The sequence below is a fragment of the Flavobacterium gelidicaeli genome (assembly GCF_013294005.1).
Lineage (GTDB): Bacteria > Bacteroidota > Bacteroidia > Flavobacteriales > Flavobacteriaceae > Flavobacterium.
In genome coordinates, this window is record NZ_JABSNK010000003.1 from 1 (window position 1) to 24768 (window position 24768).

The following is a 24768-nucleotide window of genomic DNA, read 5'->3' on the forward strand; positions in this document are numbered from 1 at the left end:
TTTACCCATCGTTATTTGAATTTTGCAACTCTAAATTACGATTATTTTAAGAAGCCATTAATTTGGCTTCTTTTTTTATCGGACAACAATGATTCTAAATATGATTTTGAGTTGTATTCTAATTTTACTTTTTTTTTGGATGATCCTATTAATGGTGATCAGATAAAGCAAAAGGAAAACCGTTCAATATATGGCATGAATGCCGAGTTAAATAAAAGTATAAAAAACAATAATTGGGATGTATTGTTCCAGTTGGGCGTTGGTTTTCGCTCTGATGCTGCTGTAGATACAGAGTTATCACATACTTTAAATAGAACTACCGTTCTTGAAAATTTAAAATTAGGGGATATTGATCAAACAAATGGTTTTACGTATCTAAACACCGAGTTTAAATTTGGAAAACTACTTATTAATCCAGCAGTAAGAGTGGATTATTTTAAATTTAATTATCAAGATAAATTACAAACGGCTTACAAAACGCAAACAGAAACTGAAGTGAAAGTTTCGCCAAAGCTGAATTTTATTTATTCTCAAAATAATGACTTACAATTTTATCTAAAGTCAGGAATTGGTTTCCATTCAAATGATACGAGAGTGGTGGTGCAAAACGATGGTAAACAAGTCTTACCCACTGCAATTGGCACTGACTTAGGGACGATTTGGAAACCTTTTCCTAAATTATTAGTTAACTCAGCGCTGTGGTATTTGTACTTAGAGCAAGAGTTTGTATATGTAGGTGATGCAGGAATTATTGAGCCTAGCGGAAAAACTAGAAGAATGGGAGTGGATTTAGGATTGCGTTATCAGTTAAATAACTGGTTGTATTTTGACGCTGACGCAAATTATACTTATGCACGTAGTATTGACGAAGCTAAAGGCGAAGATTACATTCCGCTTGCACCAGACTTTACTTCGACTGCTGGATTGAGCTTTCAAAAATGGAAAGGATTCTCTGGAGGGTTGCGTTACCGTTATTTAAAAAGCCGTCCCGCTAATGAAGATAATTCGATTGTTGCAAAAGGGTATGCAATAGCCGACTTTAATATTAACTACCAATATAAAAGTGTGACGTTTGGGGTATCAATTGAAAACCTTTTTGACACAGAGTGGAATGAAACACAATTCGCAACCGAATCAAGATTGCAAAACGAACCCAATAGTGTTGAAGAAATACACTTTACCCCAGGAACACCGTTTTTTATGAAAGGAAAAATTACCTATACTTTTTAGGCAAAGAATTTATAATTTGTTTGTTTTTGTTACTAAGCCCAGCTTTGTTTGTTTTGCTGGGCTTTTTTATGTCCATTAATTAATGAGAACAATGGAGGTATTATCATGCTAATTACTTAATTTTATAACGAAATAGAAACCATGAAAAAATTAGTCTTGATTACTTGCAGTGCATTACTCTTAATGGCTCATTACACACAAGCACAAAATAAAAAGCACCTAAAAATAAATTCAGAAAAAACAATGATAAAACAAAATATATATCAGTTTAAAGTAACCGATTTATCAGGTGAAATATTTGACTTCGCAAGTCTAAAAGGTAAAAAAGTCATGATTGTTAATACAGCTTCAAAATGCGGGTTAACACCACAATACAAAGATCTGGAAGCAATTTACAAAGTATACGGAACTAAAGATTTTGTTATAATAGGTTTCCCAGCTAATAATTTTGCATCACAAGAACCAGGAACTAACGAGGAGATCGCTACTTTTTGTCAAATGAATTACGGAGTTACTTTTCCTATGATGGATAAAGTATCTGTAAAAGGTGATGATATGTGCGCGGTTTATGAGTTTTTAACTCAAAAAGAAAAAAATGGTTTTCAAGATTCTGATGTGGAGTGGAACTTCCAGAAATACTTGATTAATAAAAACGGAGAACTAGAAAAAGTAATATCTCCAAAAACATTACCTACAGATCCATCAGTTATTGACTGGATTAAAGCATAAAAATAGTGAAAAATGCTAATTCCTACTCCTAATTAATTTAAGAGAAGGAATTAGCATTTTTCTATTTCAAAATCAGTTGCATAAAAACCGAGTGCAACCAGCGCTCAAATTTCCATCCTGATTCTTTGATTAATCCTACCGTTTCAAAGCCGTATTTTTCATGAAAATCAACACTACTTTGATTTTCAGAATCTATCACTGCAATCATGGTGTGTATGCCTTGTTTTTTTGCAATAGCAATCAATTCTAACAATAAAAGTTTGCCTATCCCTTTACCATGAATATCATTATTCACATAAACGGAATGCTCTACAGTAAATTTATAAGCTTCTTTAAATCTAAACTCACCGTACATTCCAAAACCAACAACAACACCGTCTAGCTCAGCTATAATAACAGGAAAACCTTTTTTGACTTTGTCTTCTAGCATTTCAAGTTGCGTTGCGTAACTTCTAATGTTGTAATCATAAAGCGCTGTAGAGTGTATGATATTATAATTTATAATGTCAAGTATGGCTTGAGTGTCTTCCGTTTTATAGTTTCTTAACTGGATATTCATAATAGTATTATTTGTTTCCAAAATTAAGAAAATTCAGTTAAAATAAAACGAAATGAGGATGCAAGTTTGTAACTTTGCTTGGATTAAGATTTCCAGTAGTTTTAAACTCGAAATCCTTAAAATTAAACTAAAAAAGGAATGATTTACCCAAAAATACCCTTAGCGCAAAGCATTATCGAAATTTGTCGTGCAAAAGGAATCACCACCATAGTAATCTCTCCAGGTTCTAGAAATGCACCGCTTACATTAGGATTTTCTACAAATACTAATTTTGAATGTTTTAGTATTGCTGATGAACGTTCGGCAGCATTTTTTGCGTTAGGAATAGCACAACAAAAAAAAGTACCAGTTGCCTTAGTTTGTAGTTCTGGCTCTGCTTTATTAAATTATTACCCCGCTTTTGCCGAAGCATTCTACAGTCAAATTCCGCTAATTGTGATATCTGCTGATCGACCACAAAGTAAAATAGATATAGGGGATGGACAAACCATTCGTCAAGAAAATGTTTATGCAAATCATTGTTTGTATAATGCCAATCTAACCGAAGAAGCTTCAGTTGTAAATGATCAATTAATTTGTGAAGCCATTGATACCGCCATTCAAGAAAGTGGACCCGTACACATCAATGCGCCTTTTGAAGAGCCATTGTATGAGACGGTTACTGCACTTTCGGTTTCGCCTGTAGTTACCGCTTCCGCAAAATTTACTCCTGCAATCACAACGAATGAATTGGCTCCATTTGGAGATATTTGGAACAAAGCAAGCAAGAAGATGATTCTAGTAGGAGTGAATCCACCTGAATTTGTAGAGCAAGCCATTATGGATCATCTAGCCACAGATCCTTCAATTATTGTAATGACAGAAACAACTTCTAATTTACATCACCCTACATTTATTAATAACATAGACACCATAATTACGCCTTTTACACCAACAGATTTCGAGGATTTTTGTCCTGATATATTGCTAACTTTTGGAGGAATGATTGTTTCTAAAAGAATCAAGGCTTTTCTACGTAAGTACAAACCAACTAATCACTGGCATATTGATACTTTAAGAGGTTACGATACCTTTGGTGCATTGACACATCATTTTAAAGTATGTCCTAACGTTTTCTTTAATGCTTTTATACCTTTGGTTGATACCAAAATAAAAAGTGATTATTTCCATAAAATGGATGCAATAGTACAATTACGCAAGTTAAAAACAGAAGAATATTTAGCTCAAATTCCATTCTCCGACTTTAAAGTCTTTGAAAAGGTCATTCAGTCATTACCTAAAAATTCCCAATTACAAGTCAGTAATAGTTCCGCCATTAGGTATGCGCAGTTAATTGATATTGATCCTTCAATTGAAGTATTTTGTAATCGAGGAACAAGTGGTATTGATGGAAGCACGTCTACGGCAATTGGTGCAGCTGTTGCCAATAAAAAGCAAACAGTATTCATTACCGGAGACATTGGTTTTTTATACGATAGTAACGGCTTGTGGAATAATTATATTCCGAGAAATTTTAAAATTGTTTTGATCAATAATGGAGGAGGGGGAATATTTAGAATTCTGCCTGGTCATGAAGAAACAGAAGTATTTAATACTTTCTTTGAAACAGCACATGATCTAACTGCTGCGCATTTATCTAAAATGTACAATATGAATTACCATGCTGTAGCTAATGAAACTGATTTAGTAGCATTGTTACCTGCATTTTTTGAAAATAATGAGAAACCAGCAATTTTAGAAGTGTTTACACCTACATTAATTAATGATAAGATATTGCTTCAATTTTTTAAGGAATTGATCTAAAATCAAGAAATCATGTTTGGTAGAATACCTTTATTATGCTTTTGTTTTAACGAGAAATACCTCTTTGTTTTGTGTTTTAATCTTTAAAAGCTTTGTTTTTATGTTTTTTATCGGATTTTTTAACTTATTATCTTTATTTTAAATAATTTTTGGTAAAATTATAGCTACTTTTTGAATAAATCCTTAAATTTGAGATAATAAAAACCATTAACCTTAATTATTAAATATATTTTTATGAGCAAGAGAGACGAATTAATTGTAAAATACGCAGCAGATTTAAAAGACAAATGTGGAGTAACTCCGGATATGGATTTATTGACCAAAGTAACTATTGGTTGTGGACCATCGATTTATAATGCTGATTCATCAACTGTTGCTGGTAGCCAACAATCAGAATTGGATACGGTTAAAAATAATTTTTTAATTAAAAAATTAGGATTAAAAGATGGACCTGATTTAGACGCAGCTATTGATGCAGTAATTGAAAAATACGGTCGTTCAAACAAAACAAAACATAGAGCTGTAGTTTACTACTTATTAGCTGTTCACTTTAAAAAAGAAAGTGTTTACAATAAATAATACAAACCACATATAAATAAAAAAGCGCCTTAATGGCGCTTTTTTTTATGGGTAAACTTTAAATTTATCGTACAGGTATGGGAAAAATAGGCAAACTTGCATGTCCTAACTCATCTACTGCTTGCACTGCAAAAAGAAAGTTATCTTTAGAATAAGGAATAGTTGCTCGAGTATCAGTTACAAAAACACTTTTCTGCCAGTTGGCATCAGAGGTTTCTCTAATTAATATTTGATAGCCATGAACTTTTTTATCATTTGCAGGTTTCCACGCTAAAGTAGAGAAATTAGTTAAATCTTTTACTTCTATAACCACATTTGTAGGTGATTTAGGTGCCCAAGCTAAGTTAGCTAATGTAACTAAATTTGAAGCTGTAATTTTTCTGAGGTATTCAAAATCCATGAATTCAGGAAGATCTCCATATTTAATTGCATTTTCTGTACGCAAATCTTGGTGTTGGTGGTCAAAATTTTCATTCATTTCACAAAAACGAACGGCTGTAAATCCATTTTGACTAAAAGGAGTGTGATCACCACCGCGTAAAAAACGGTCGTTTCTATACACAAGATTCACTTCAAGCTGTTCTACATATTGTTCAGTTACGGTTTTAATATAGCGTGCTAATAATCTAGACGGACTATCATTGTCTCTATTTGTTAGTTTGCGCATTTTAGCTTCGTCCTCAGTTTCTAAATAGGGTGTTGCTTCACTAAAAACACGAAATTTAGTATTGTCTCTTAAGTTTGTTCCACTAGACAAACTATTTCCTATCATGTCATTATTAAGCATGGCAACAATATTCCATTTTTCTTGTTTGGCGACTTCGGCTAAATGTTTTGCACCGTACAAACCTTGTTCTTCTCCTGTAACAGCTACAAAAATTATTGTATAAGGAAAAGCTCTTTTACTCATAATTTTAGCAAGCTCCATCATAGCCGCTACACCTGAACCATCATCGTTAGCTCCTGGTGCGTCTGCTTTTGCATCCATAACATCAGTAACTCTAGAGTCTATATGTCCACTAACAATAAGTACACGGTCATCTGCAGGATCAGTTCCTTTTAAGGTAGCCATTACATTAGCAAGTTGGCTGTCTTTTGCAATGCGTTTGCCATCGGCTTTTACATCAAAAAAATCCATAGTAGTGGTTAATCTTCCATTTGAAGCCAACGCATATTTTTCAAACTCCAACTTTACCCAGCGTTGTGCTGCTCCAATTCCGCGACTGTTACTTTTAGTGTCGCTTAGGGTATGGCGGGTTCCAAAAGAAACGAGCTTTTTTACAGTGGCTTCAAGGTTATCTGCTTTGATCTCAGTAACCATTTTTTTTATTTCAGGATCATCAACAGTAATTTGGGCTATAGTTATTTGCGTAAAGAAGAGCAATGCAAAAAGATAGAAAATAGGTTTTGGATTCATTTGTTTAGGGTATTTGTGTTTGAAAATTTAAAAATAAGTAAAAAATTAAGGTTTATAAGCAGTAAAAATAAATTTAATAGTTGTTTAAGCTTTTGGGGAGTTGTTTGTGTTCGTTATTCAATAAAAAAGGAGTTGTTAATTAGCCCTGATGGGAGCAAGTATCCTTTTTTGGCTGGTGTTCAGCCAAAAAGATACTGCGTACAGCAGGACAAATCGTGTTTTTGAAAAGGATAGTTGCTGCTCCTATATAAAATAACTAGTAATTATGGGCTAGTGTGGGTTTGTTATTTTCAAACTTCGTACCTTTGCGCTTTAGAAATTGAAAGAATATGATTGAAATAGGAAAATACAATACGCTTACCATTTTACGAGATACCAAAGTGGGATTATTTTTAGGGAATCCTGAAGAAGATCCTGAAGGAATACATGACATTTTGTTGCCTAATAAATACGTTCCAAACGAATTTGAAATAGGGGAAGAGCTCATTGTTTTTGTTTATTTGGATCATGAAGAACGTCCCGTTTCTACTACATTAGAACCGTATATTTTGTTGAATGAATTTGCGCTTTTACGTGTGAATTATGTCAACCAAATAGGTGCTTTTATGGATTGGGGAATGGAAAAAGATATTTTAGTTCCGTTTAAAGAGCAAGCACGTCCTATGGAAAAAGGAAAACGTTACTTGGTTTACCTTTATATGGATGAAAAAACTAACCGTCTTGTTGCTTCAAGTAAGACCAACCAGTTCTTAAAAAATGAAGAGCTTACGGTAGAAAAAGGAGAAGAAGTAGAGTTGATTGTTTCGCATATTACTGAAATTGGAATTAATGTTATTATCAATGAGCGTCACAAAGGATTGCTTTATAAAGATGAGGTTTATGATGATGCAATTCGTACAGGAGACCGTATGCGTGGCTACATCAAGAACATTCGTCCTGATAATAAAATTGATGTTGCATTGCAAATTCAAGGTTATGAAAGCATTGAGCCTAATGCCGACTTGATTTTAGATGAATTGAGAGCGAGCCGTGGTTTTTTACGCCTTACAGATAGTTCTCACCCTGAAGATATTAAAACTGTGTTGAAAATGAGCAAGAAAACGTTCAAGAAAGCGATAGGTGCTTTATATAGAGAAAAATTAATTGAAATTAAAGAAGACGGAATTTACTTGATTAAGGAGTAATTAAATCTTAGAATTGATATAAAAAAAAGAAAGACTAATCGTTGCCGGTTAGTCTTTCTATTTATAACACCTTATGAATTGCGTGTTATAGTTGCATTTTGCAAAGCCATTACTTTATAATGTCTTACTTTTAAGTCTTTACCTTTTTTTACTTATTAAATAAAATTGAGGCTCAAATTCACATTATTGCCATCTGGTTGCTATTATTACGAGTAGATTTTACTTTTTCATTTTATTGATTAGTGTATAATCAAAGTATAGTAATCTACTTTTTAACCTTAGGGGTTACTATTGAAATATCCTTATTTCGTTTAATAAGTTCCTATTGGGCTCTTTTTCTTCGATTTTTAATTTGAGTACCGTGCAAAAAAGAGTGGTAAAGCAATTTGAATTTTTCAAAAGCATTCTTTTTTTTAGGTTAATAAATCAGTTAAAATAAAATAACCAACTGTATTGTGTTGATTAACAGTTATAAAATTAGTGAAAAATACAATTGCAAACTGTTAAAAGTATATTTTTTTTTCTAATTTTTTTTTATTAGAAAATGGAATGAGCGATTTAGTTCAGCTTTAGCTATTGTTGAATGTTGTAAAGTGTAAAAAATGATTTAATTTTACACTATAAAATTTAAAACTCATATAATGGACTGGATAACTGCTAGAGAATTTGAAGATATAACCTATAAGAAATGTAATGGCGTTGCACGTATTGCATTTAATAGACCTGATGTGCGCAATGCTTTTAGACCTAAAACAACAGCGGAATTATACCAAGCTTTTTATGACGCTCAAGAGGACACCTCGATAGGAGTGGTTTTACTTTCGGCAGAAGGGCCTTCGTCAAAAGATGGCGTTTATTCTTTTTGTAGTGGAGGAGATCAAAATGCAAGAGGACATCAAGGATATGTAGGTGAGGATGGACAACACCGTCTAAATATATTAGAGGTACAACGCTTAATTCGTTTTATGCCAAAAGTAGTTATTGCTGTAGTTCCAGGTTGGGCTGTAGGTGGTGGACATAGTTTGCATGTAGTGTGTGATATGACTCTTGCGAGTAAAGAACATGCCATTTTTAAACAAACAGATGCTGATGTAACTAGCTTTGACGGTGGTTATGGGTCGGCTTATTTAGCTAAAATGGTAGGGCAGAAGAAAGCCAGAGAAATTTTCTTTTTAGGTCGCAATTACAATGCTCAAGAAGCAATGGATATGGGGATGGTAAATGCCGTAATCCCGCATGCTGAATTAGAAGACACCGCTTATGAGTGGGCGCAAGAAATATTAGGAAAATCTCCTATGGCGATCAAAATGTTAAAATTTGCAATGAACCTTACTGATGATGGTATGGTTGGACAACAAGTTTTTGCTGGTGAGGCAACTCGTTTAGCGTATATGACTGAAGAGGCTAAGGAAGGTAGAAACGCATTTCTTGAAAAACGCAAGCCAAACTTTGAGAAAAAATGGTTGCCATAAAACTTTCAATATTTTAAAATTTAAATAATTTACATGGAGCATTTTACAAATGAAGTAATTGACACCACAAAGCTTCCTCGATTTGAAACTGTGGCGTTGTCTAAGTTGGATTCTAATTATTGGAAAGTTATTGGACTTAATATTCTGATTACTTTTTTGATTTTAGGAATCGGACTTGGTGCTCTATTGTTTTTTAACCCAGGTTTAAAAGAATTCTGGATGCCGTTATTGGGGCTTTTTGGGTTGTTTTTTGGATTTGTTATTTTGTTTGCAGCCTTAAGCGTAAAGAAAAAAGCCTTTGCATTTAGAACTCATGATGTTATTTTTCAGAGCGGTGTTATCGCGACAAATACTATTGTAATTCCGTATAACAGAGTTCAACACGTGGCTTTACATGAAGGATTTATTGCTAGAATTTTTGGGCTAGCCAAAGTAGAAATATTCACAGCAGGAGGAAGCGCGAGTGATATTGCTATTCCAGGAATTGCTTTGGCGCAAGCCGAAGATATCAAACAGCTGTTGATGGGTAAAATTCAAAAGAAACTCTAATGGAGGAACAATTTGGACAACCACAAAGGCAATCCTCAGTAGGGATTTTGATTATGTTTATAAATACGCTGCAAAAATGGTTGCGTGCTTTAGGACCTGTTGTGTTAATCTATTTTATTAGATTCAAAGACTTAGATAAAGTATACTTAATTTTAGGTGTTTTGGTTTTTTTAGTATTGATTGCGGGAATTGCTTCTTTAAAATATAAAAATTTCACCTTTTATCTGGATATAGATAATAAGGAGTTTGTGATTCAAGAGGGTATTTTGAATAAAACAAAAACTATTATCCAACTGGATAAAATCCAACAAGTAAATATCAATCAGTCGTTTATTCAGCGGTTGATCAATGTTTATGAAATTAATGTAGACACAGCTGGAAGCGCTGAAAAAGAAGGGCAAATTAAGGCCATCACTCATTTATTAGCATTAGCCTTAAAAGCGAGACTTTTAGAAAAGGAAAATAATGAAGTTGTTGAAAATGAAGGGATTTTTAATGTAGAAACGATACAAGAAAAAACGGCTGAGGAATCGTTTATCAAAATTAGTTTTTTGAGTTTGTTAAAAGTTGGAATCACATCAAATTACGTAAAAACGTTCAGTTTGATTTTAGCTTTTTTTATTACAATTTACGAAAACACTAAGAACATATTATCAGAGTCGGATTTTGAAGTTCAAAATCAAAACATTGATAGTTTTTTTGAACAGAGTACCTTTATAATACCAATAGTGTTGGTAATGCTTTGTTTGATTTTAATTATTAATTTGATTCGTGTAATTTTTAAATATTTCGATTATAAAATAGTAAAGCAAAACGGATCGTTACTGTTATCATTTGGATTGCTGAGTACAAAAAGTACCATCATCAAGTCAGATAAAGTGCAGTTAGTTACCATTACTAGTAATTATTTTCAGAAGAAAATGAATATTCTGGAACTTAAAATTAAGCAAGCTACCAGCGGCGAAAAACAAGAGAAGAAAGCGTTTATTGAGATTCCAGGATGTAATAAGGAGGAAAAAGACGCGATTTTAGCGCTTTTATACAATACAATACCTGAGAAAGGATTGGCTTTAAAACCAAATTATAGGAAGTTAGTATTCTCAATATTTTTGTCCATTGTATTGCCTTTTAGTGGGTATATGGCTTTTGCATATTATATTGAGCCACAATTTTTTCAATATTTTATAGGAGCAGTTTGCTATGTATTGTTTGTAGGAACGATATTGGTTTTTGGATTTAGAAACAACCGTTTATTTATCACAAATGATTTTATCATAAAGCAAAGTGGCGCTTGGGATATTGATAATACCATTGTTGAAACAGGAAAAATACAAGCCATTACCACATCGCAATTATTTTGGCACAAAAGAGCTAATATTGGATCAGTTACAATCCATACCGCAGGCGGAAACCTGTCTTTTCAGTTAGGAAATTTTTCGACTATTAAAGACTATGTTAATTTATGGCTGTATAAAATAGAAGTTTCTAATAGCAATTGGATGTGAGTTTTGTAAGGTTACAGAATAAATATAAATAGAGAATAGAATAAAAAGAATAATAAATAAATAAAATAAAAATGAAACATTGGATTGAAGCTGCACGACTACGAACATTACCCTTGTCCGTTTCTGGTATAATAGTAGGAAGCATCTATGCATTGGCACACCCAACAGATAATATCTTGACACCAACTGATGTTTTCAACTGGAAAATATTTGGTTTTGCTATTTTGACAACTTTAGGATTACAAATATTATCTAATTTTGCTAACGATTATGGTGATGGAGTCAAAGGAACTGATAATGCAGATCGAGTAGGACCGATGCGCGCAATTCAAAGCGGAGTCATTACTCCAGCAGCTATGAAGCGGGCTATAATTATTACGTCACTGTTGACCTTAGTATCGGCAATATTGCTAATTTTTTATGCTTTCGCAGATACGAATTTGTATTACTCCCTGTTTTACCTAGTTTTAGGAATAGTAGCAATTGCATCAGCAATTCGATACACTGTAGGGAATTCAGCTTACGGCTACAAAGGATTTGGTGATTTATTTGTGTTTGTATTTTTTGGACTTGTAAGTACTTTGGGAGTGAATTTTTTATATTCTCAGGAACTAGATTTTAAACTTTTTTTACCAGCAACAGCAATAGGTTTATTGAGTGTAGGTGTTTTAAATTTAAACAACATGCGCGACGAAGCTTCAGATAAAGCTGCAGGAAAAAATACAGTTGTAGTGAAAATGGGAGGGAAAAATGCTAAAAAATACCACTATTTCTTGGTTATTACCGCTATGGTTTTAGTGGTCGTTTTTGCTATAATAAGCGATTTTCAGTTTGACCAATACCTATTTTTACTAGCTTACATACCTTTGACTAAACATTTAATCAACGTATATAAAAACCAAGAACCAAAAGCTTTAGACCCAGAATTAAAAAAATTAGCCCTTAGCACTTTTGCACTTTCTATATTGCTAGCGTTGAGCATGATTTATTTTGTTTCGGATGTTATTGTCAATACGTTCTTAGGAGGTAGATAATTATAAATTTTTAAATTTCACATAATGAAAATTACATTTTACGGACACGCTTCTTTGGGTATCCAAGTAGGAGGCAAACATATTTTAGTGGATCCATTTATTTCAGGAAATCCACTAGCAGCACACATTGATATTAACGCTTTAAAAGCCGACTATATCCTAGTTACTCATGCACACGGTGATCATGTCTTAGATGTAGAAACTATTGCTAAAAGAACGAATGCCGTTATCGTGTCTAATGCCGAAATCGCAGGTCATTACGCAGCTAAAGGACTTACGGCACACCCTATGAATCACGGTGGGAGTTGGAATTTTGACTTCGGGAAAGTAAAGTATGTCAATGCAATCCATTCAAGTTCTTTTCCTGATGGTTCTTATGGAGGTAATCCTGGAGGTTTTGTAATTGAAGGAGAACATAAAAATATTTATGTTGCCGGTGACACTGCTTTAACAATGGACATGCAGCTAATTCCTATGCGTACCAAGTTAGATTTGGCTATTCTACCTATTGGTGATAATTTTACTATGGATGTTGAGGATGCTATTATCGCTTCTAATTTTGTAGGTTGTGATAAAATTTTAGGATATCATTACGATACTTTTGGATACATCGAAATCAATCATAAAGAAGCCATTCAAAAGTTTTTTGATGCAGGCAAAGATTTAATGTTGCTCGACATTGGACAAAGTATCGATTTATAAATAATTCATTTTATACCATTAAGCAACCGGAGAAATACTTTGGTCTTAATGGTATATTTTTTTAAAGTTGTTTCGTTTTTAGGAGCTATTTCCAGCTGTACGTTGCAATCTTTGTTGCCTTCCTTAAAAATCGGGAAGGCCGCAAAGGATTTCCACTTCCATCTGGGCTAGGGCTTATTGTTATTAAAATACATACCAGTGAAAAAAATACTTTCTGTGCTATTCATTAGCATTATTTATCAAGCAGCTTCTGCGCAACAAGATGGTTTTTGGGACCAGCAACGATCCATAACTAAAGAACTAATTGTTTCTGCTGGAGAGCGCACAATTTTCAAAGCCGATGATTTTCCCATAGGAACAACAGAGCTAATTTACCGCATTACCATTCTAGATGATAATCAGCAATTAGCAACGAGTCTAATATCGCTTTTAAAAGCCATTCCTGATCCTACAGGAATAAGTCAAGGATCTGCAGGTGCTGTTTTCTTGATGTCAAAAATCTCCGGAGATGATAAATGCAATTACGTAATTTTTACTAGTAATGATTTGGCTACAGCCTATCAAAAAACGGGTAAAACTGATAATGCCTGCTTTATTCAAAACATGCCGTTAAGTAAGGATGCCAAACGCCTTACGATTGATAAATCGAGCTGCATGCAATCAAGTAGCAGTAGTTTGTGGTTTGGTTTTCAAAGTTCAAATTGGATTATGAAACAAAAAATCGTACTCGAAATTGTACCTTGGGTAGATAATAAGCTTAGCCGTGGCTGGACATTAGCCAACCGAAAAACGGTAATTAATCAATGTAAAACATCCTCGTTAGCCAGAAAAATGGTCAATTCAGATGATTTTTGTATTTGTGTAGAAGAAAAAATTCAAAAAAAATACAAGTTCCAAGAGTTTCAAAAAATGCTAGCGATAGAACAAGCTAAGGATTATAAAGATTTTGGTGACCTATGCTTCGTTGAAACAGGGGCTTCTAAGATGCAAAATGAAGCGTTTAGGACTAGAGCTATAGATTTTGAGAAAAGAGGCGATTACAGCAACGCAATTGCGCAATATAACTTGATAATAGCAGATAGGAAAGCTACCGTAAAGGATTATAGTGCTATTGGTTTTGATTACATTTTGACAAAGCAATATGCAAAAGCCATAAAGTTTTTAAAAGAAGGTGAAAAACTAGATGAAACAGAGTTATTGATTAAACTCCGTTTAGCGCACGCCTATTTACTAAACGACGATTATAAAAACGCAAAAGCAATTTATAAAGAGTACCAATCTCAAAACGTTACCGATACCGTGAGCTGGGTTGAAAAGATGAAGCAAGATTTTCAAGTATTCAAAACAGCGGGATTAAATTCGGATGATTTTGATAAGGTATTGAAGTTGGTGAAATAGGCGATTTATTTTGTCAAATCGAGCGGAGCTGATATTGATTTTTTGGAATTGTAAACGAGTTCTCGACTCCGCTCGAAGTGACAGTAGGTTTTGCACAAGAGGATAATTAGTGTCAAATCGAGTTCTCGACTCCGCTCGAATTAGCGGTAGGTTTTATTCAAGATGTTAAGTAATTGTCAAATCGAGCGTAGTCGAGATTGATTTTGAAATTGTAAAACGAGTTCTTGACTCTGTTCGTATTGACAGTAGGTTTTTTTCAAGATGATAAGAAATTATCAAATCGAGCGTAGTCGAGATTAATTAAAATAAAACTTAGCGAACCTTTGTGAAAAATATTTACGCTCTTTTGCAATTAAAAAAAACATTATAAAATGAAAGCAACTTACCATAAATATATTTTAGACTTCAAGCGTCCTTCAGGAACTTCTCGAGGGGTTTTAACCCAAAAAGAAACTTGGTTTATTGTACTTGAAAAAGACGGTAAAAAAGGAATAGGAGAGTGCGGAATTTTACGTGGCTTGAGTATTGATGATCGACCTGATTATGAATCAAAATTGCAGTGGACTTGCAATAATATTCATTTGGGTGAAAACCAACTTTGGGAAGCGTTAATTGAGTTTCCTTCAATACAGTTTGGTGTTGAAATGGCATTTCAATCTTTGCTTAGTGAAAATCCTTTTTTACTGTTTCCATCACCGTTTACTGAAGGTAGTAAATCGATTCCAATTAATGGCTTAGTTTGGATGGGGGAACCGTTGTTTATGAAGCAGCAAATAGAAGAGAAACTAGCACAAGGATTTCATTGTATCAAGTTAAAAATTGGTGCTATCGATTTTGATAAAGAATTGAAATTATTGAGTTATATTCGGGAGAATTTCACAGCCGAAGAGGTTGAAATAAGGGTAGATGCAAACGGTGCGTTTGATATAAATAAAGCTTTAAGTAAAATAACACAATTAACTGAATTTAAAATACATAGCATTGAGCAGCCTATTCAAAAAAACAATACTGACAGTATGGCAGAGTTGTGCAAAATCACTCCTTTGCCCATTGCATTAGATGAAGAGCTGATAGGTGTGTTTAATTATGATGAAAAGGAGGCGTTATTAGTCAAAATCAAACCACAATTCATCATTTTAAAACCGAGTTTTATAGGTGGTTATAAAGGAACTCAAGAATGGATTTCGCTAGCTGAAAAGCATGATGTTGGCTGGTGGATTACCTCTGCTTTAGAGAGTAATATTGGGTTAAATGCTATTGCACAATGGACGTATTTAAAGCAAAATAAAATGCCTCAAGGTTTAGGAACTGGAGCGCTTTATACTAATAATTTTGATTGCCCCTTGCTAGTTTCTGAAGGGCAATTGTGGTATAAAAAAGATGTTAATTGGTCATTTAATTTTGATGATTTAGCAGCTCTATAAGGTTTGATTCTAACTTTAAACTTCACAAAAAAAAAGCGATTCTCACAAGGTTGTAAGAATCGCTTTTTTATTGTAAAAACTGGGTTGTTTTTTTTCTTAAATAGGTTTATAATTTAGCGTATACTGCAAAGTTAATTGATGGGGCAAGTGGTGCATTATCGTTTCCAAAAGCGCCAAATGTTGCTATATTAGCACCGTATTTGTCTTTGGAAAACTCATAATTAAATTTTAAACCAAATGCATTATAAGTTTGACGGTCCAAATAAGAAGGCCATTTTGAAGTATTATTTTCAAAAGCACTTTCTTTAGCTACGGGATTTTTAGTATCCAAGGCCAGTATAAGGTGTCCTTTTGGGATGATGTTATACCCTAATTCAGCAGCGAATTTTAAGTAATCAGAGTAGTCATTTGTCATGTAACCATACCCTATATTTCCAAAATAATACCATTTACCACTACTACTTCCTACACTTAAGTAAGGAATAAATGTTGCGGCATTAAAGTCGGTACTTAAGCTGTTTGTTACATCTTTTTTAGAAGTATTAGCTTGAAATTGTAATCCAGTACTGATCTTCCATTTATGATCATAAACCTTGTATTTAAGCCCAAAAGTTAGGTTTCCTAATCCAGAAATACTTCCGGAAGCATTTGTTAGCTTAGATTCAAAGCTAGCAAATTTTACAGGAACAATAAGCAAAGCTTCTAGGTTATTTGTAATTCCGTACTCGGTATATAGTTGTGTAGTGACATCAGTGTAATCAGCTCCGAGAGTAATTTTTTCACCATCAATTTGTGCTTTATCATAAAAAAGGCCTGACACACCTAGTTGAACGTAAGCCTTTCCTTTTTCTTTAGTCCATGGACTTTGCGCTTGGATAAGCTGAGCGGATACAGCTATAAATAATACTAAAATACTCTTTTTCATATATTTATTGGTTTATTATTTAGACGGTAAACATGATTTTTCCTGACAAAAAAACAAAAAAAATCCGTTTTTATTTAAAAAACGGATTTGATATGCTATAAATAATGTATTGTGATTTTATTTTGATTGCATTTTTTTAGCAAATTTTCCTATTGTCATTCCTTGAACTAAAATAGAGAAACAAACAATAACATAAGTAATGGTTACCCAGATATCTTTGTTATATTCTGGTGCAATAGATAATGCAAGCGCTATAGAAATACCACCTCTCAGTCCACCCCAAGTAAGGATAAGAATCGTTTTTTGAGTAATTCTTTCTTTTAAACGTACCGCAATTGACGGAATGTAAACAGAAATATATCTTGTAATTAATGTTATAAATAATAGGATTACTGCAGCGATAATAATCTTTTGATTAGTTTGTATAATTAGTAATTCTAAACCAATTAAAACGAACAATACTGCATTTAGGATTTCATCAATTAATTCCCAGAATTTATCAATATATTCCGCAGTAATATCAGACATACCTTTACTTTTCCCTTGATTTCCGGTAATTAATCCAGCAGCAACCATTGCTAGAGGTCCAGAAACATGTGTGTAGTGCGCAAATGTGTAGCCACCCATTACAATAGCTAGTGTGATTAAAACTTCTACTTGGTAGTTATCAATACTTGCAATAAGTTTGTAGCCTATATAACCTAGTGCGACTCCTAATAGTAATCCTCCAATTGCTTCTTGTCCAAACAACATCAAGATATTTGTTAAATCAAAATCAGTGCCTGGTTTTGCTAGTTTTAAGATGGTGATAAAAACCACAACTGCTACACCATCATTAAATAAGGACTCTCCTGCTATTTTAGTTTCTAATGACTTCGTCACTCCAGCTGTTTTTAAAATACTTAATACAGCAATAGGGTCAGTAGGGGATATTAAGGCTCCAAATAGCATGGCGTGAATCAGTTCTACTTTTATACCCATAAAGTTTAACAAATAGAAACTAGCAAACCCAATAACAAAAGTACTGATCAGTACACTTATTGTTGAAAAAAGTAAAATACTCAGTTTTTCGTTATTTAAATCCTTGAATTTAATATGTATAGCTCCTGCAAAAAGCATAAAACTCAACATACCTTCTAGAAGTAATTCACTAAAATTAATGTCCTCCATTTTGACAGCAATACTCTCCTTGAATGAAGGGAAGTAGTAACCAAGAATTAACATGATAAAAGAGAAAATTAAAGAAACAAACATCAATCCAATAGCATTGGGAAGTTTTAAAATTCTGAAATTAATGTATGCAAAACCAGCAGACAGCACGATAAGCACTGAAAAAAGATGAAAGAAATCCATTTGTTATTTTTTAATATTAATGTTAAAATCGGGTGCTTGAACCAATTGAAATGTAGCAGAGGCCATTTTTACAAGACCATTTGTGGCTTCTATATCGGTCATTATTTTGGTAAATAATATTGTTTTAGTAGCCCTTCTTTTTTTATACCCCACAACATAACGCAGCGTGTATTCAGCCCAATTGTCATTTGCTACAAGCGACACCATTGGTTCAGTTTGAGCCTCTTCAAGACGGTATTTGTTTTGGAGTTTATGCCATTTTTCTTTAGAAGCAGCTGTTAGGTCTTTGGCAACTAGATTTCCTGCATTTAAGATAATTTCTTGTGCTTTGTCATAATTGCTTCCGTATTGAATAGGTATTTTAATTTCATCCCATAAAAACGGAAAATCGCCTGAGTAATTAAAAACGGGTTCTTTAAAAACATAACTATTAGCAATAAGAACAATGCGGCCATTATATAAATCGCCATCAACCCATTGTCCTGTTTCCATGATAGTAGTTCGTAAGACGCCAATATCCATCACGTCACCTTTGATTCCGCCTAATTGAACCCGATCTCCTGTGTTGTAAAAACCACCAAACATGATGGCTAGCCAACCTGCAAAAGAAGCGATTACTTCTTGCAAAGCAAAGGCTATTCCTGCTCCTGCAACTCCTAAGGCAACTGTAAATCCACCTAGTTTATCGCTAAATACAATGGTTAGAAATACGATTGTTATTAGGTAACCTATAAAAGTGCTTATTTTTTTTGCCTTATAGCGGTTGTCGTTGTCTTGTATTTTAGTAAACAACTTTTTTTGAAGTAGATTTATTAAAACCCAGATAACGCCCACGCCAATAAGAAAAGTCACAATTTTTCCAACAGTGGGATTATATAGGTATTCTTGAATTTGCTCTTCCATATTTATTTACTGATATGTACAACGCGTTGTGGAAATGGGATAGTGATGTTATGTTTTTTAAATAATTGAAATATCCGAACTCTTAGTTCGCTTTTTCTATTTTCGACTCTAAACACATCTTCAGACCAGAAGTAAATTCCGAAATCCAACGAAGAATCTCCAAAATCATTAAAACGTACAAAAGGTTTTGGTTCTTTTAAAACGCCTTCTTGCTCGTCAATTGCTTGTTTTAGTAATAGCATTACTTGGTCAACATCTGAAGTATAATCAACACCCACAGCTACATCAAATCTTGATGTAATGTCGCTATGTGTCCAGTTAATTAATTGGTTTCTTGTTAGATCAGAATTGGGTAAAATAATGAATTTATCATCACGGGTAAGTACTGTCGTGGTCCTCATATTGATTTCTTTTACAATACATACTAAGCCATTTGATTCTAAAACATCATTAACCTTTACAGAGGAGTCCACAAGAAGAATAATTCCTGATATAAAATCACTAAATAAATTTTGTAATCCTAAACCAACACCTACAAGCAATGCTGCAGAACCTGCAACCAATACAGATAAGTTGAAACCAAACATTTCTAAACCAATGATTATGGCAACGACAGTTACTAAATATTTTATCAAATTGTAGATAGAGTATTTTTTACCAACATCAATCTTATCAATTCGATAAATTGCTTTTCTAATTACTTTTAAAGTTATTAGAATAATTAGTATAAAAGCTATAAGCTTAAGGATGCTTATAATTTGTAAGTTATAAGCACCTATTTTAATAAGCGTATAGTATAATATTTGTTCCATGTATGGTTTAAATTAAGCGCTTGGTTGTTTAGAATTACATAATTAAACGTACCCCACCAAGTTCAGAAACACGGTATGAAAAACGATCCCCAGGAGAACCAATGAACATAAAGTTTTTAGGAATTCCCCATTTAATTGATAATTCATCAATGATTTTAGGTCCAAATTCCCCTTCTAATTCAATGAATTCAATGTCGATTTCAGGGTAAGCACGATCAAGTACTTTTAAATCTTTAATCAATAATTGATTATCCTCTTGATCTTTATTAATATTTACAATTTTTAATTTCTTTGTAGTTTCGTTATTCTGAACGTACTGCATTACTTTATTTATGATTGCAACATCGTCTCCTTTAGTAAAAAATACAAATTCTTGGGAATTTATCTTTAGATTCATTTTTAATAAATAACGGTTACTAAAGATGACCATTTTACGTAACGGTTTGTAGAAATATTCTAAAGCTTCTATTAAAAGTCTAATGATTAGCGAACGGTTAAGCATAATGGCTACAAAACCAAAGGCAGGCACTAAATACTGTAAAAAAGTATAAAAAGAAGCAAGATTCAATTTCATATTTCCAATAAAAGCAGTGATAATTAACGCCACAGCAATTACAACAGAAATACCTCGTGCTTTCTCAGGTCTTGGTAATTTTTTTCGTTTAAATTTCAATAGTAAGTTTCCTATTCCAAATAATGCCATTACGGCTAAAAATGAAAATGTGTAAACACCTGCTAGAGCTATGATATCTCCTTTTGTAACAAATAAAACCGATACACATAAAACTAAAAAGCTAATGATGATACGGTAATTAGAACCTCTTTTATTTTGTTTTAAAAAGTAATTAGGTAAAATTCTATCTAATGTCATACGGTTTAATAATCCAGAAACTCCAACAAATGAAGTCAGTACAGCTCCGCATAATACTAAAACAGCATCAATAGATATTAAATAAGCTAACCAGGATCCGCCAGTTGTTTGCCCTAAAAAGGCAAGCAATGATTCTTGGTGTTCTCCCACTTGTGCTAGGGGAATGATACAAATAAGTAATAACGCAATTACGGGATTGAAAAAACTAACAATTGCCCACATGTTACGAAGTGTTTTTGGAAAAACACCAACTTCTTGTTCTTCAACAAAGTTGGCCGAACTTTCAAAACCAGAAATTCCTAACATTGCCGCCGAAAATCCTAAAAACAAGGCGTTGACAATTGTTCCTGATGTAATAGGCAGACTCCAGTTCATACTAAAAACTTCAAATCCGTTCATGAATATAAACCAAACTGAAGCAATTACTAATAAAGTTAATGTAGATAAGTGCGTGATAAAAATGACCACTGCAACAATTGCTGACTCTCCAATACCTATAATAGCTAAGGTGGTAAAAATCAATAAGATAATTACTGTAGCAATTGTAATAAAGCTGAACTCAATATAGAATAAACTAAATGTAGAATGTATTTGAGGAATTATATTACTTAAATAGTGCACTCCTTCAGAAGCTGAAATTACTGCAGTTGCCATATATGACAGTACCGTTAAGGTTGCCGCTACAGAAGCCAATCTTTTTGAAGAAGTATTTAAAAGTACGTTGTATGCTCCTCCATTTAAAGGTAAGGCACCAACTACTTCGCCATATATTTTTCTAAATAAAAACAGTACTACAGCAACAAATAATAAAGAAATCCAAGCATATTGCCCTGCGTACATTATAGTAAGTGCAGAAACATACAAACAGGAGGAGCTAATGTCATTTCCGCAAATTGCTGTTGCTTGTAATTCATTCAGTTTTTTGTGCATTATTTTTTTCATTTTAATATAATAATTTATCGTTATTTTAACATTTATTTAGCATTGCAAGATACTAATTAGATCCTACAAACCCAAAAAGTATGTATTAGCTTATTGTTATACTGTGTTTTAGATTTTTATACTGTTACTAACTTTAATGATGTAGTTACTTAATTATTTGGAATCCAAGGATTTGTTTTTACTATTTTTAAGCTTTTAATCTAAAAGTATTAATAAACAATGTAGAAAATTTTACTAATTTAAGATGATAATAAGCGCCTGTGGTAATTAATTTGCCCCGTATGATAGCTAAGATGTGTCGTTAAATGGGTCAATATATACGCTATTGTAGTTTTTTTATCAAATACTAAAATAGGATAGTCGCACTCTAATGCTGTTGTGGTAATGGTGTCTAAAACCTGGTTTATCTCGATTATAACAGCATCAATTTGCTTTATTAATTGATTTCTAGAAATATTTATCTGAGAAAATTCTTCGGGTCTGTTTCTAGTATAATTGCTATTTGCTAAAGCGCCACCAATATAGGTTTTAAGGTTTCCTATGAGGTGTAAACATAAATTACCAGCCGAATTAGTTATTTCTTTATCGGTCAACCACAAGTCACTTTGATTAGAATAAGCCATAAGTTCTAATTTGAGTTTGTTTAGATCTCGATTATAGCTGTCTTTTAATATATTGGCTAACATTAGATTGTTTGTTCAAATTTTTTTAAAGACTGTTCTGCTGTAGTTTGAATTTTTTGTTGCATATAACCTGTCCATCCCAACAAATATCCAGGAATACCAAAGGCTTGTTTTGACCATTTCCACAAATCAAAATTATCTTGATGCTTAATAATTAAGCCGTCTTTGAAGTTAAAGCTAGCATGAATTACATTGACAACCTTTCTATTTGTTTTACTAAAATTATACGTTGCTATCCATTGTGCGCTTCCGGTATAATCGTCAGCTTGTATGTTTGAAAATTCAATTTTTATATTTCCTTTACTTCGTTCCAATAGCATTTGCCACATATTACTGACCTCTTTACCACTTAAAGATTTAAAAACGGGATCTCTAAATTGAATATCGTGATGATAACATGTTACCATTTCTTTGTAATTTGCTTTCGCAAAAGCGCTATAGAATTTATGGATTGTTTTTTCGTTTTCAGTCATAATTTTATAAAGTATCTAGTAAAAATACATTTTTTAAGATTACATTTTACTTTTATCAATAATTTAGGTCGCTTATTTATAAAATAAAAAAAAATCGAGAAAATAATTTCTCGACTTTAAGTAAGTGTTGTTATAATAATTAAATACTATTTAATTAAAAAAACATTGGTTTTAAGTAATTTATAGTTTGTTCGTAATGCTATCACTATGTTTAGAAACAAAGTTGGTTATAAAAAACTGCGCAACGGTTCCTAATACTTTTTTGACAGGACCTTTAGCACCTCCAAACATGATTTTCTTTGATAAATAACCCGTTGATAAACCAATTAAATTATTGATCAAGTTATGTTTTAGGTTGGGTGTATTTACTATCTCATTAATAGTAGACTTGATTAAATTAGCAGGTTTAACACTATCATAAACATTTTGAAATTGTTCATTTAATACTACTAATTCCTGCGTTTGCTTGATTTTTAAAACACGAATTGTTTCTTCTAATGTTGCTGTATGATTGCGCTCTTTCATCTTATTTATGTTTTAAAAGTTTAGCTATAATTTTGTCACTTATAGGTTTTTTAATCCATTCACCTCTAAACAAGTATAGAATAATAGCAAGTAGTAAATAGAATGCAGCTACGATAAAGAAGCCCCAATATATATTACCCATCATTTCGCCAATCATAAATGAAATTCCAAAGCTCAACAACAAAATAAACATTGCAACAGCAATAGAAACAACTATTCGGGTCATAAATGACGATAAAACGTCTGTAGATTTTGCAATAGCGTTCAGCTTTGTTAGCTCTATAGTGGTCTTAGTGTAATCCTGTATTTTTTCAAATAGAACTTCTATTGATGTTGCGTTGTTACTCATAATTTAAGTTTTAAGCGATTATACTTGTGCTTTTAAACGTTCCGTTTCTTTTTCTAACTCTTTCTTTGTATCCTCAAGTTGTGATTTTCCTTCAGCATACATACTTTTAGTTTCCGACTTTAATTCGTCGTATTTTTTTGAAATTGTATCTACAGCAGAGTTGAATTTACCTGATAAGTCATCAGCGTAATCAGTACTTTTATCTTTGATTTTCTTTCTTGTTTTTTCTCCTTTGTCTGGTGCAAATAATATTCCTAAAAGTGCTCCTGCAGCTATTCCACCTAAAACTCCTAATATTGTGTTGTTCGTTTTCATAATAATTTTATTTATTTGTTATTAATATTTTTGTGCCTAAAATTATAGGCGTTTTCCTTGTATCAGTCTTAATAGTATTGCAATAATTGCGATTACTAAAAGAATATGTATAATTGCTCCTGCGCTGTACGCAAAGAATCCGATTGCCCAAAAAATGATTAAGATTACGGCTACTGTATATAATAGGTTACTCATGATTTTGTATTTTAGTTATTAAATTTATTTTTGTTTTTTATTAATTCAATGCAAATCCTACGTATACATTAAGTACACTGTTTTTTGCATCTTGCGCGATAGTATTTTCTTTTCCTATTTTAGTTAAACCGTAGTTATATCTTACTCCGAAACTTAACAATTCAAAATCAACACCTACACCTGCAGCAATTCCTGCCTCAAATCTCTTAAAGTCATTAGTATCTAATTCATTTTCTGAATCAAAAAGACTAGAATTAGTACTTGTTTTTCCGCTTACCATATAAGCAGCGTAAGGACCCGCATGAACATTAAAATTTTCAGTAATATTGATCACTGCTAATACAGGAACCTCAACATAGTTTACTTTAAATTTTGACTTTCCTGATATAAATGCATTGTCATAAGTTAGTTCAGCACCTTTTGTAGTGTAATACACCTCTGGTTGAATAGCAAATGAATTTGTAATTGGTAATTTAGCATATAAACCTGCATTGAAACCAGTTAAAACGTTGTTGTCATCTACACCATTGTCATTAGAATATAAGTTAGAGAAATTTACTCCCCCTTTAAAACCTATTGTTGCTGGTTTAGCGATTCCGTCTTGTGCATGAACACCTGTATATGCTAGACAACTAAATAAAAAACTTGCTAAGGCTATTTTTCTTGATTTTTTCATTTTAATTTTTGTTTGTTTGTTATTGATTGTTTTGATATTTCAAAGGTCGCACTCTTTGTGAGCGTTTGTGTTATACAACTTTAGGCAAAAGTTATGTTATTTACATTTCTGCTTTAAGCAATGAAATTATTAGTATTTGACCTCTTATATTACTATGTAAT

General features: G+C 32.7%; 26 protein-coding genes. 12 read left to right on the forward strand and 14 right to left on the reverse strand.

What is annotated here, in order from left to right; all coding sequences use genetic code 11:
• Positions 1-1230: TonB-dependent receptor domain-containing protein (locus HNP99_RS04740; protein ID WP_371810437.1), on the forward strand; the 1230-nt coding region annotated here is incomplete at its 5' end.
• Positions 1231-1371: 141 nt separating this feature from the next.
• Entirely contained in the window at positions 1372-1959 is a 588-nt protein-coding gene (locus tag HNP99_RS04745) for a glutathione peroxidase (protein WP_173851835.1), read from the forward strand.
• Positions 1960-2020: 61 nt separating this feature from the next.
• On the opposite strand, the gene HNP99_RS04750 is transcribed toward HNP99_RS04745, so the two are convergent.
• Positions 2021-2518, reverse strand: coding sequence for a GNAT family N-acetyltransferase (locus HNP99_RS04750; RefSeq protein ID WP_173851837.1), 498 nt, complete (start codon positions 2516-2518; stop codon positions 2021-2023).
• Between the two features lie 138 nt (positions 2519-2656).
• Between HNP99_RS04750 and menD the strand changes: the two genes are divergently transcribed.
• Together menD and HNP99_RS04760 are read left to right on the forward strand one after the other, a co-directional pair.
• A complete protein-coding gene (gene menD / locus HNP99_RS04755) occupies positions 2657-4321 on the forward strand; it encodes a 2-succinyl-5-enolpyruvyl-6-hydroxy-3-cyclohexene-1-carboxylic-acid synthase (RefSeq protein WP_173851839.1) in 1665 nt (554 codons plus the stop codon).
• Between the two features lie 234 nt (positions 4322-4555).
• Positions 4556-4900: a DUF2853 family protein gene (locus tag HNP99_RS04760; protein WP_173851841.1), complete on the forward strand. Its 345-nt coding sequence runs from the start codon at positions 4556-4558 to the stop codon at positions 4898-4900.
• A 64-nt stretch (positions 4901-4964) separates the two neighbouring features.
• Here HNP99_RS04760 and HNP99_RS04765 read toward each other — a convergent pair whose 3' ends face one another.
• On the reverse strand, positions 4965-6317 hold the full coding sequence (locus tag HNP99_RS04765) for a M28 family metallopeptidase (protein ID WP_173851843.1): 1353 nt from the start codon (positions 6315-6317) through the stop codon (positions 4965-4967).
• A 329-nt stretch (positions 6318-6646) separates the two neighbouring features.
• Between HNP99_RS04765 and HNP99_RS04770 the strand changes: the two genes are divergently transcribed.
• From HNP99_RS04770 to HNP99_RS04805, 8 genes are all read left to right on the forward strand, one after another.
• Entirely contained in the window at positions 6647-7501 is an 855-nt protein-coding gene (locus tag HNP99_RS04770; protein ID WP_173851845.1) for a CvfB family protein, read from the forward strand.
• 638 nt (positions 7502-8139) lie between these two features.
• Positions 8140-8973, forward strand: coding sequence for a 1,4-dihydroxy-2-naphthoyl-CoA synthase (locus tag HNP99_RS04775; protein WP_370566999.1), 834 nt, complete (start codon positions 8140-8142; stop codon positions 8971-8973).
• Positions 8974-9006: 33 nt separating this feature from the next.
• Complete coding sequence (locus HNP99_RS04780) at positions 9007-9522, forward strand: PH domain-containing protein (protein ID WP_173851849.1); 516 nt, start codon at positions 9007-9009, stop codon at positions 9520-9522.
• On the forward strand, positions 9522-11027 hold the full coding sequence (locus tag HNP99_RS04785) for a PH domain-containing protein (RefSeq protein ID WP_173851851.1): 1506 nt from the start codon (positions 9522-9524) through the stop codon (positions 11025-11027). Before HNP99_RS04780 ends, HNP99_RS04785 begins: the two co-directional genes overlap by 1 nt.
• A gap of 71 nt (positions 11028-11098) precedes the next feature.
• Positions 11099-12061 carry a 1,4-dihydroxy-2-naphthoate octaprenyltransferase gene (gene menA, locus HNP99_RS04790; RefSeq protein ID WP_173851853.1) on the forward strand — a complete coding sequence of 321 codons (963 nt, stop codon included), beginning with the start codon at positions 11099-11101 and terminating at the stop codon, positions 12059-12061.
• Between the two features lie 24 nt (positions 12062-12085).
• A complete protein-coding gene (locus HNP99_RS04795) occupies positions 12086-12763 on the forward strand; it encodes a metal-dependent hydrolase (RefSeq protein ID WP_173851855.1) in 678 nt (225 codons plus the stop codon).
• A 198-nt stretch (positions 12764-12961) separates the two neighbouring features.
• Positions 12962-14161, forward strand: a complete 1200-nt coding sequence (locus tag HNP99_RS04800) for a tetratricopeptide repeat protein (protein WP_371810438.1) — start codon at positions 12962-12964, stop codon at positions 14159-14161.
• A 371-nt stretch (positions 14162-14532) separates the two neighbouring features.
• Positions 14533-15585, forward strand: coding sequence for an o-succinylbenzoate synthase (locus HNP99_RS04805; protein WP_173851857.1), 1053 nt, complete (start codon positions 14533-14535; stop codon positions 15583-15585).
• 106 nt (positions 15586-15691) lie between these two features.
• Here the strand turns inward: HNP99_RS04805 and HNP99_RS04810 are convergent, their stop codons facing one another.
• The 12 genes from HNP99_RS04810 to HNP99_RS04865 form a co-directional block, all read right to left on the reverse strand.
• Complete coding sequence (locus HNP99_RS04810; protein WP_173851859.1) at positions 15692-16510, reverse strand: transporter; 819 nt, start codon at positions 16508-16510, stop codon at positions 15692-15694.
• Between the two features lie 117 nt (positions 16511-16627).
• Positions 16628-17863 (reverse strand): cation:proton antiporter, encoded by a 1236-nt coding sequence (locus HNP99_RS04815; RefSeq protein ID WP_173851861.1) that lies wholly within the window; start codon positions 17861-17863, stop codon positions 16628-16630.
• Positions 17864-17866: 3 nt separating this feature from the next.
• Positions 17867-18766: a mechanosensitive ion channel family protein gene (locus HNP99_RS04820; RefSeq protein WP_173851863.1), complete on the reverse strand. Its 900-nt coding sequence runs from the start codon at positions 18764-18766 to the stop codon at positions 17867-17869.
• A gap of 2 nt (positions 18767-18768) precedes the next feature.
• Positions 18769-19578, reverse strand: coding sequence for a mechanosensitive ion channel family protein (locus HNP99_RS04825; protein ID WP_173851865.1), 810 nt, complete (start codon positions 19576-19578; stop codon positions 18769-18771).
• Between the two features lie 34 nt (positions 19579-19612).
• Positions 19613-21391 carry an APC family permease gene (locus HNP99_RS04830; RefSeq protein ID WP_173851867.1) on the reverse strand — a complete coding sequence of 593 codons (1779 nt, stop codon included), beginning with the start codon at positions 21389-21391 and terminating at the stop codon, positions 19613-19615.
• 239 nt (positions 21392-21630) lie between these two features.
• Positions 21631-22077 (reverse strand): DUF1572 family protein, encoded by a 447-nt coding sequence (locus tag HNP99_RS04835; protein ID WP_173851869.1) that lies wholly within the window; start codon positions 22075-22077, stop codon positions 21631-21633.
• Positions 22077-22547 carry a nuclear transport factor 2 family protein gene (locus HNP99_RS04840; RefSeq protein WP_173851871.1) on the reverse strand — a complete coding sequence of 157 codons (471 nt, stop codon included), beginning with the start codon at positions 22545-22547 and terminating at the stop codon, positions 22077-22079. Before HNP99_RS04840 ends, HNP99_RS04835 begins: the two co-directional genes overlap by 1 nt.
• Before the next feature lie 180 nt (positions 22548-22727).
• Positions 22728-23072, reverse strand: coding sequence for a hypothetical protein (locus HNP99_RS04845; RefSeq protein WP_173851873.1), 345 nt, complete (start codon positions 23070-23072; stop codon positions 22728-22730).
• Position 23073: 1 nt separating this feature from the next.
• Complete coding sequence (locus tag HNP99_RS04850) at positions 23074-23421, reverse strand: phage holin family protein (protein WP_173851875.1); 348 nt, start codon at positions 23419-23421, stop codon at positions 23074-23076.
• 18 nt (positions 23422-23439) lie between these two features.
• Positions 23440-23736, reverse strand: coding sequence for a YtxH domain-containing protein (locus tag HNP99_RS04855; RefSeq protein WP_173851877.1), 297 nt, complete (start codon positions 23734-23736; stop codon positions 23440-23442).
• Between the two features lie 42 nt (positions 23737-23778).
• A complete protein-coding gene (locus tag HNP99_RS04860) occupies positions 23779-23931 on the reverse strand; it encodes a lmo0937 family membrane protein (RefSeq protein ID WP_173851879.1) in 153 nt (50 codons plus the stop codon).
• 40 nt (positions 23932-23971) lie between these two features.
• Positions 23972-24607, reverse strand: coding sequence for a porin family protein (locus HNP99_RS04865; protein WP_173851881.1), 636 nt, complete (start codon positions 24605-24607; stop codon positions 23972-23974).
• Between the last annotated feature and the right edge of the window lie 161 nt (positions 24608-24768).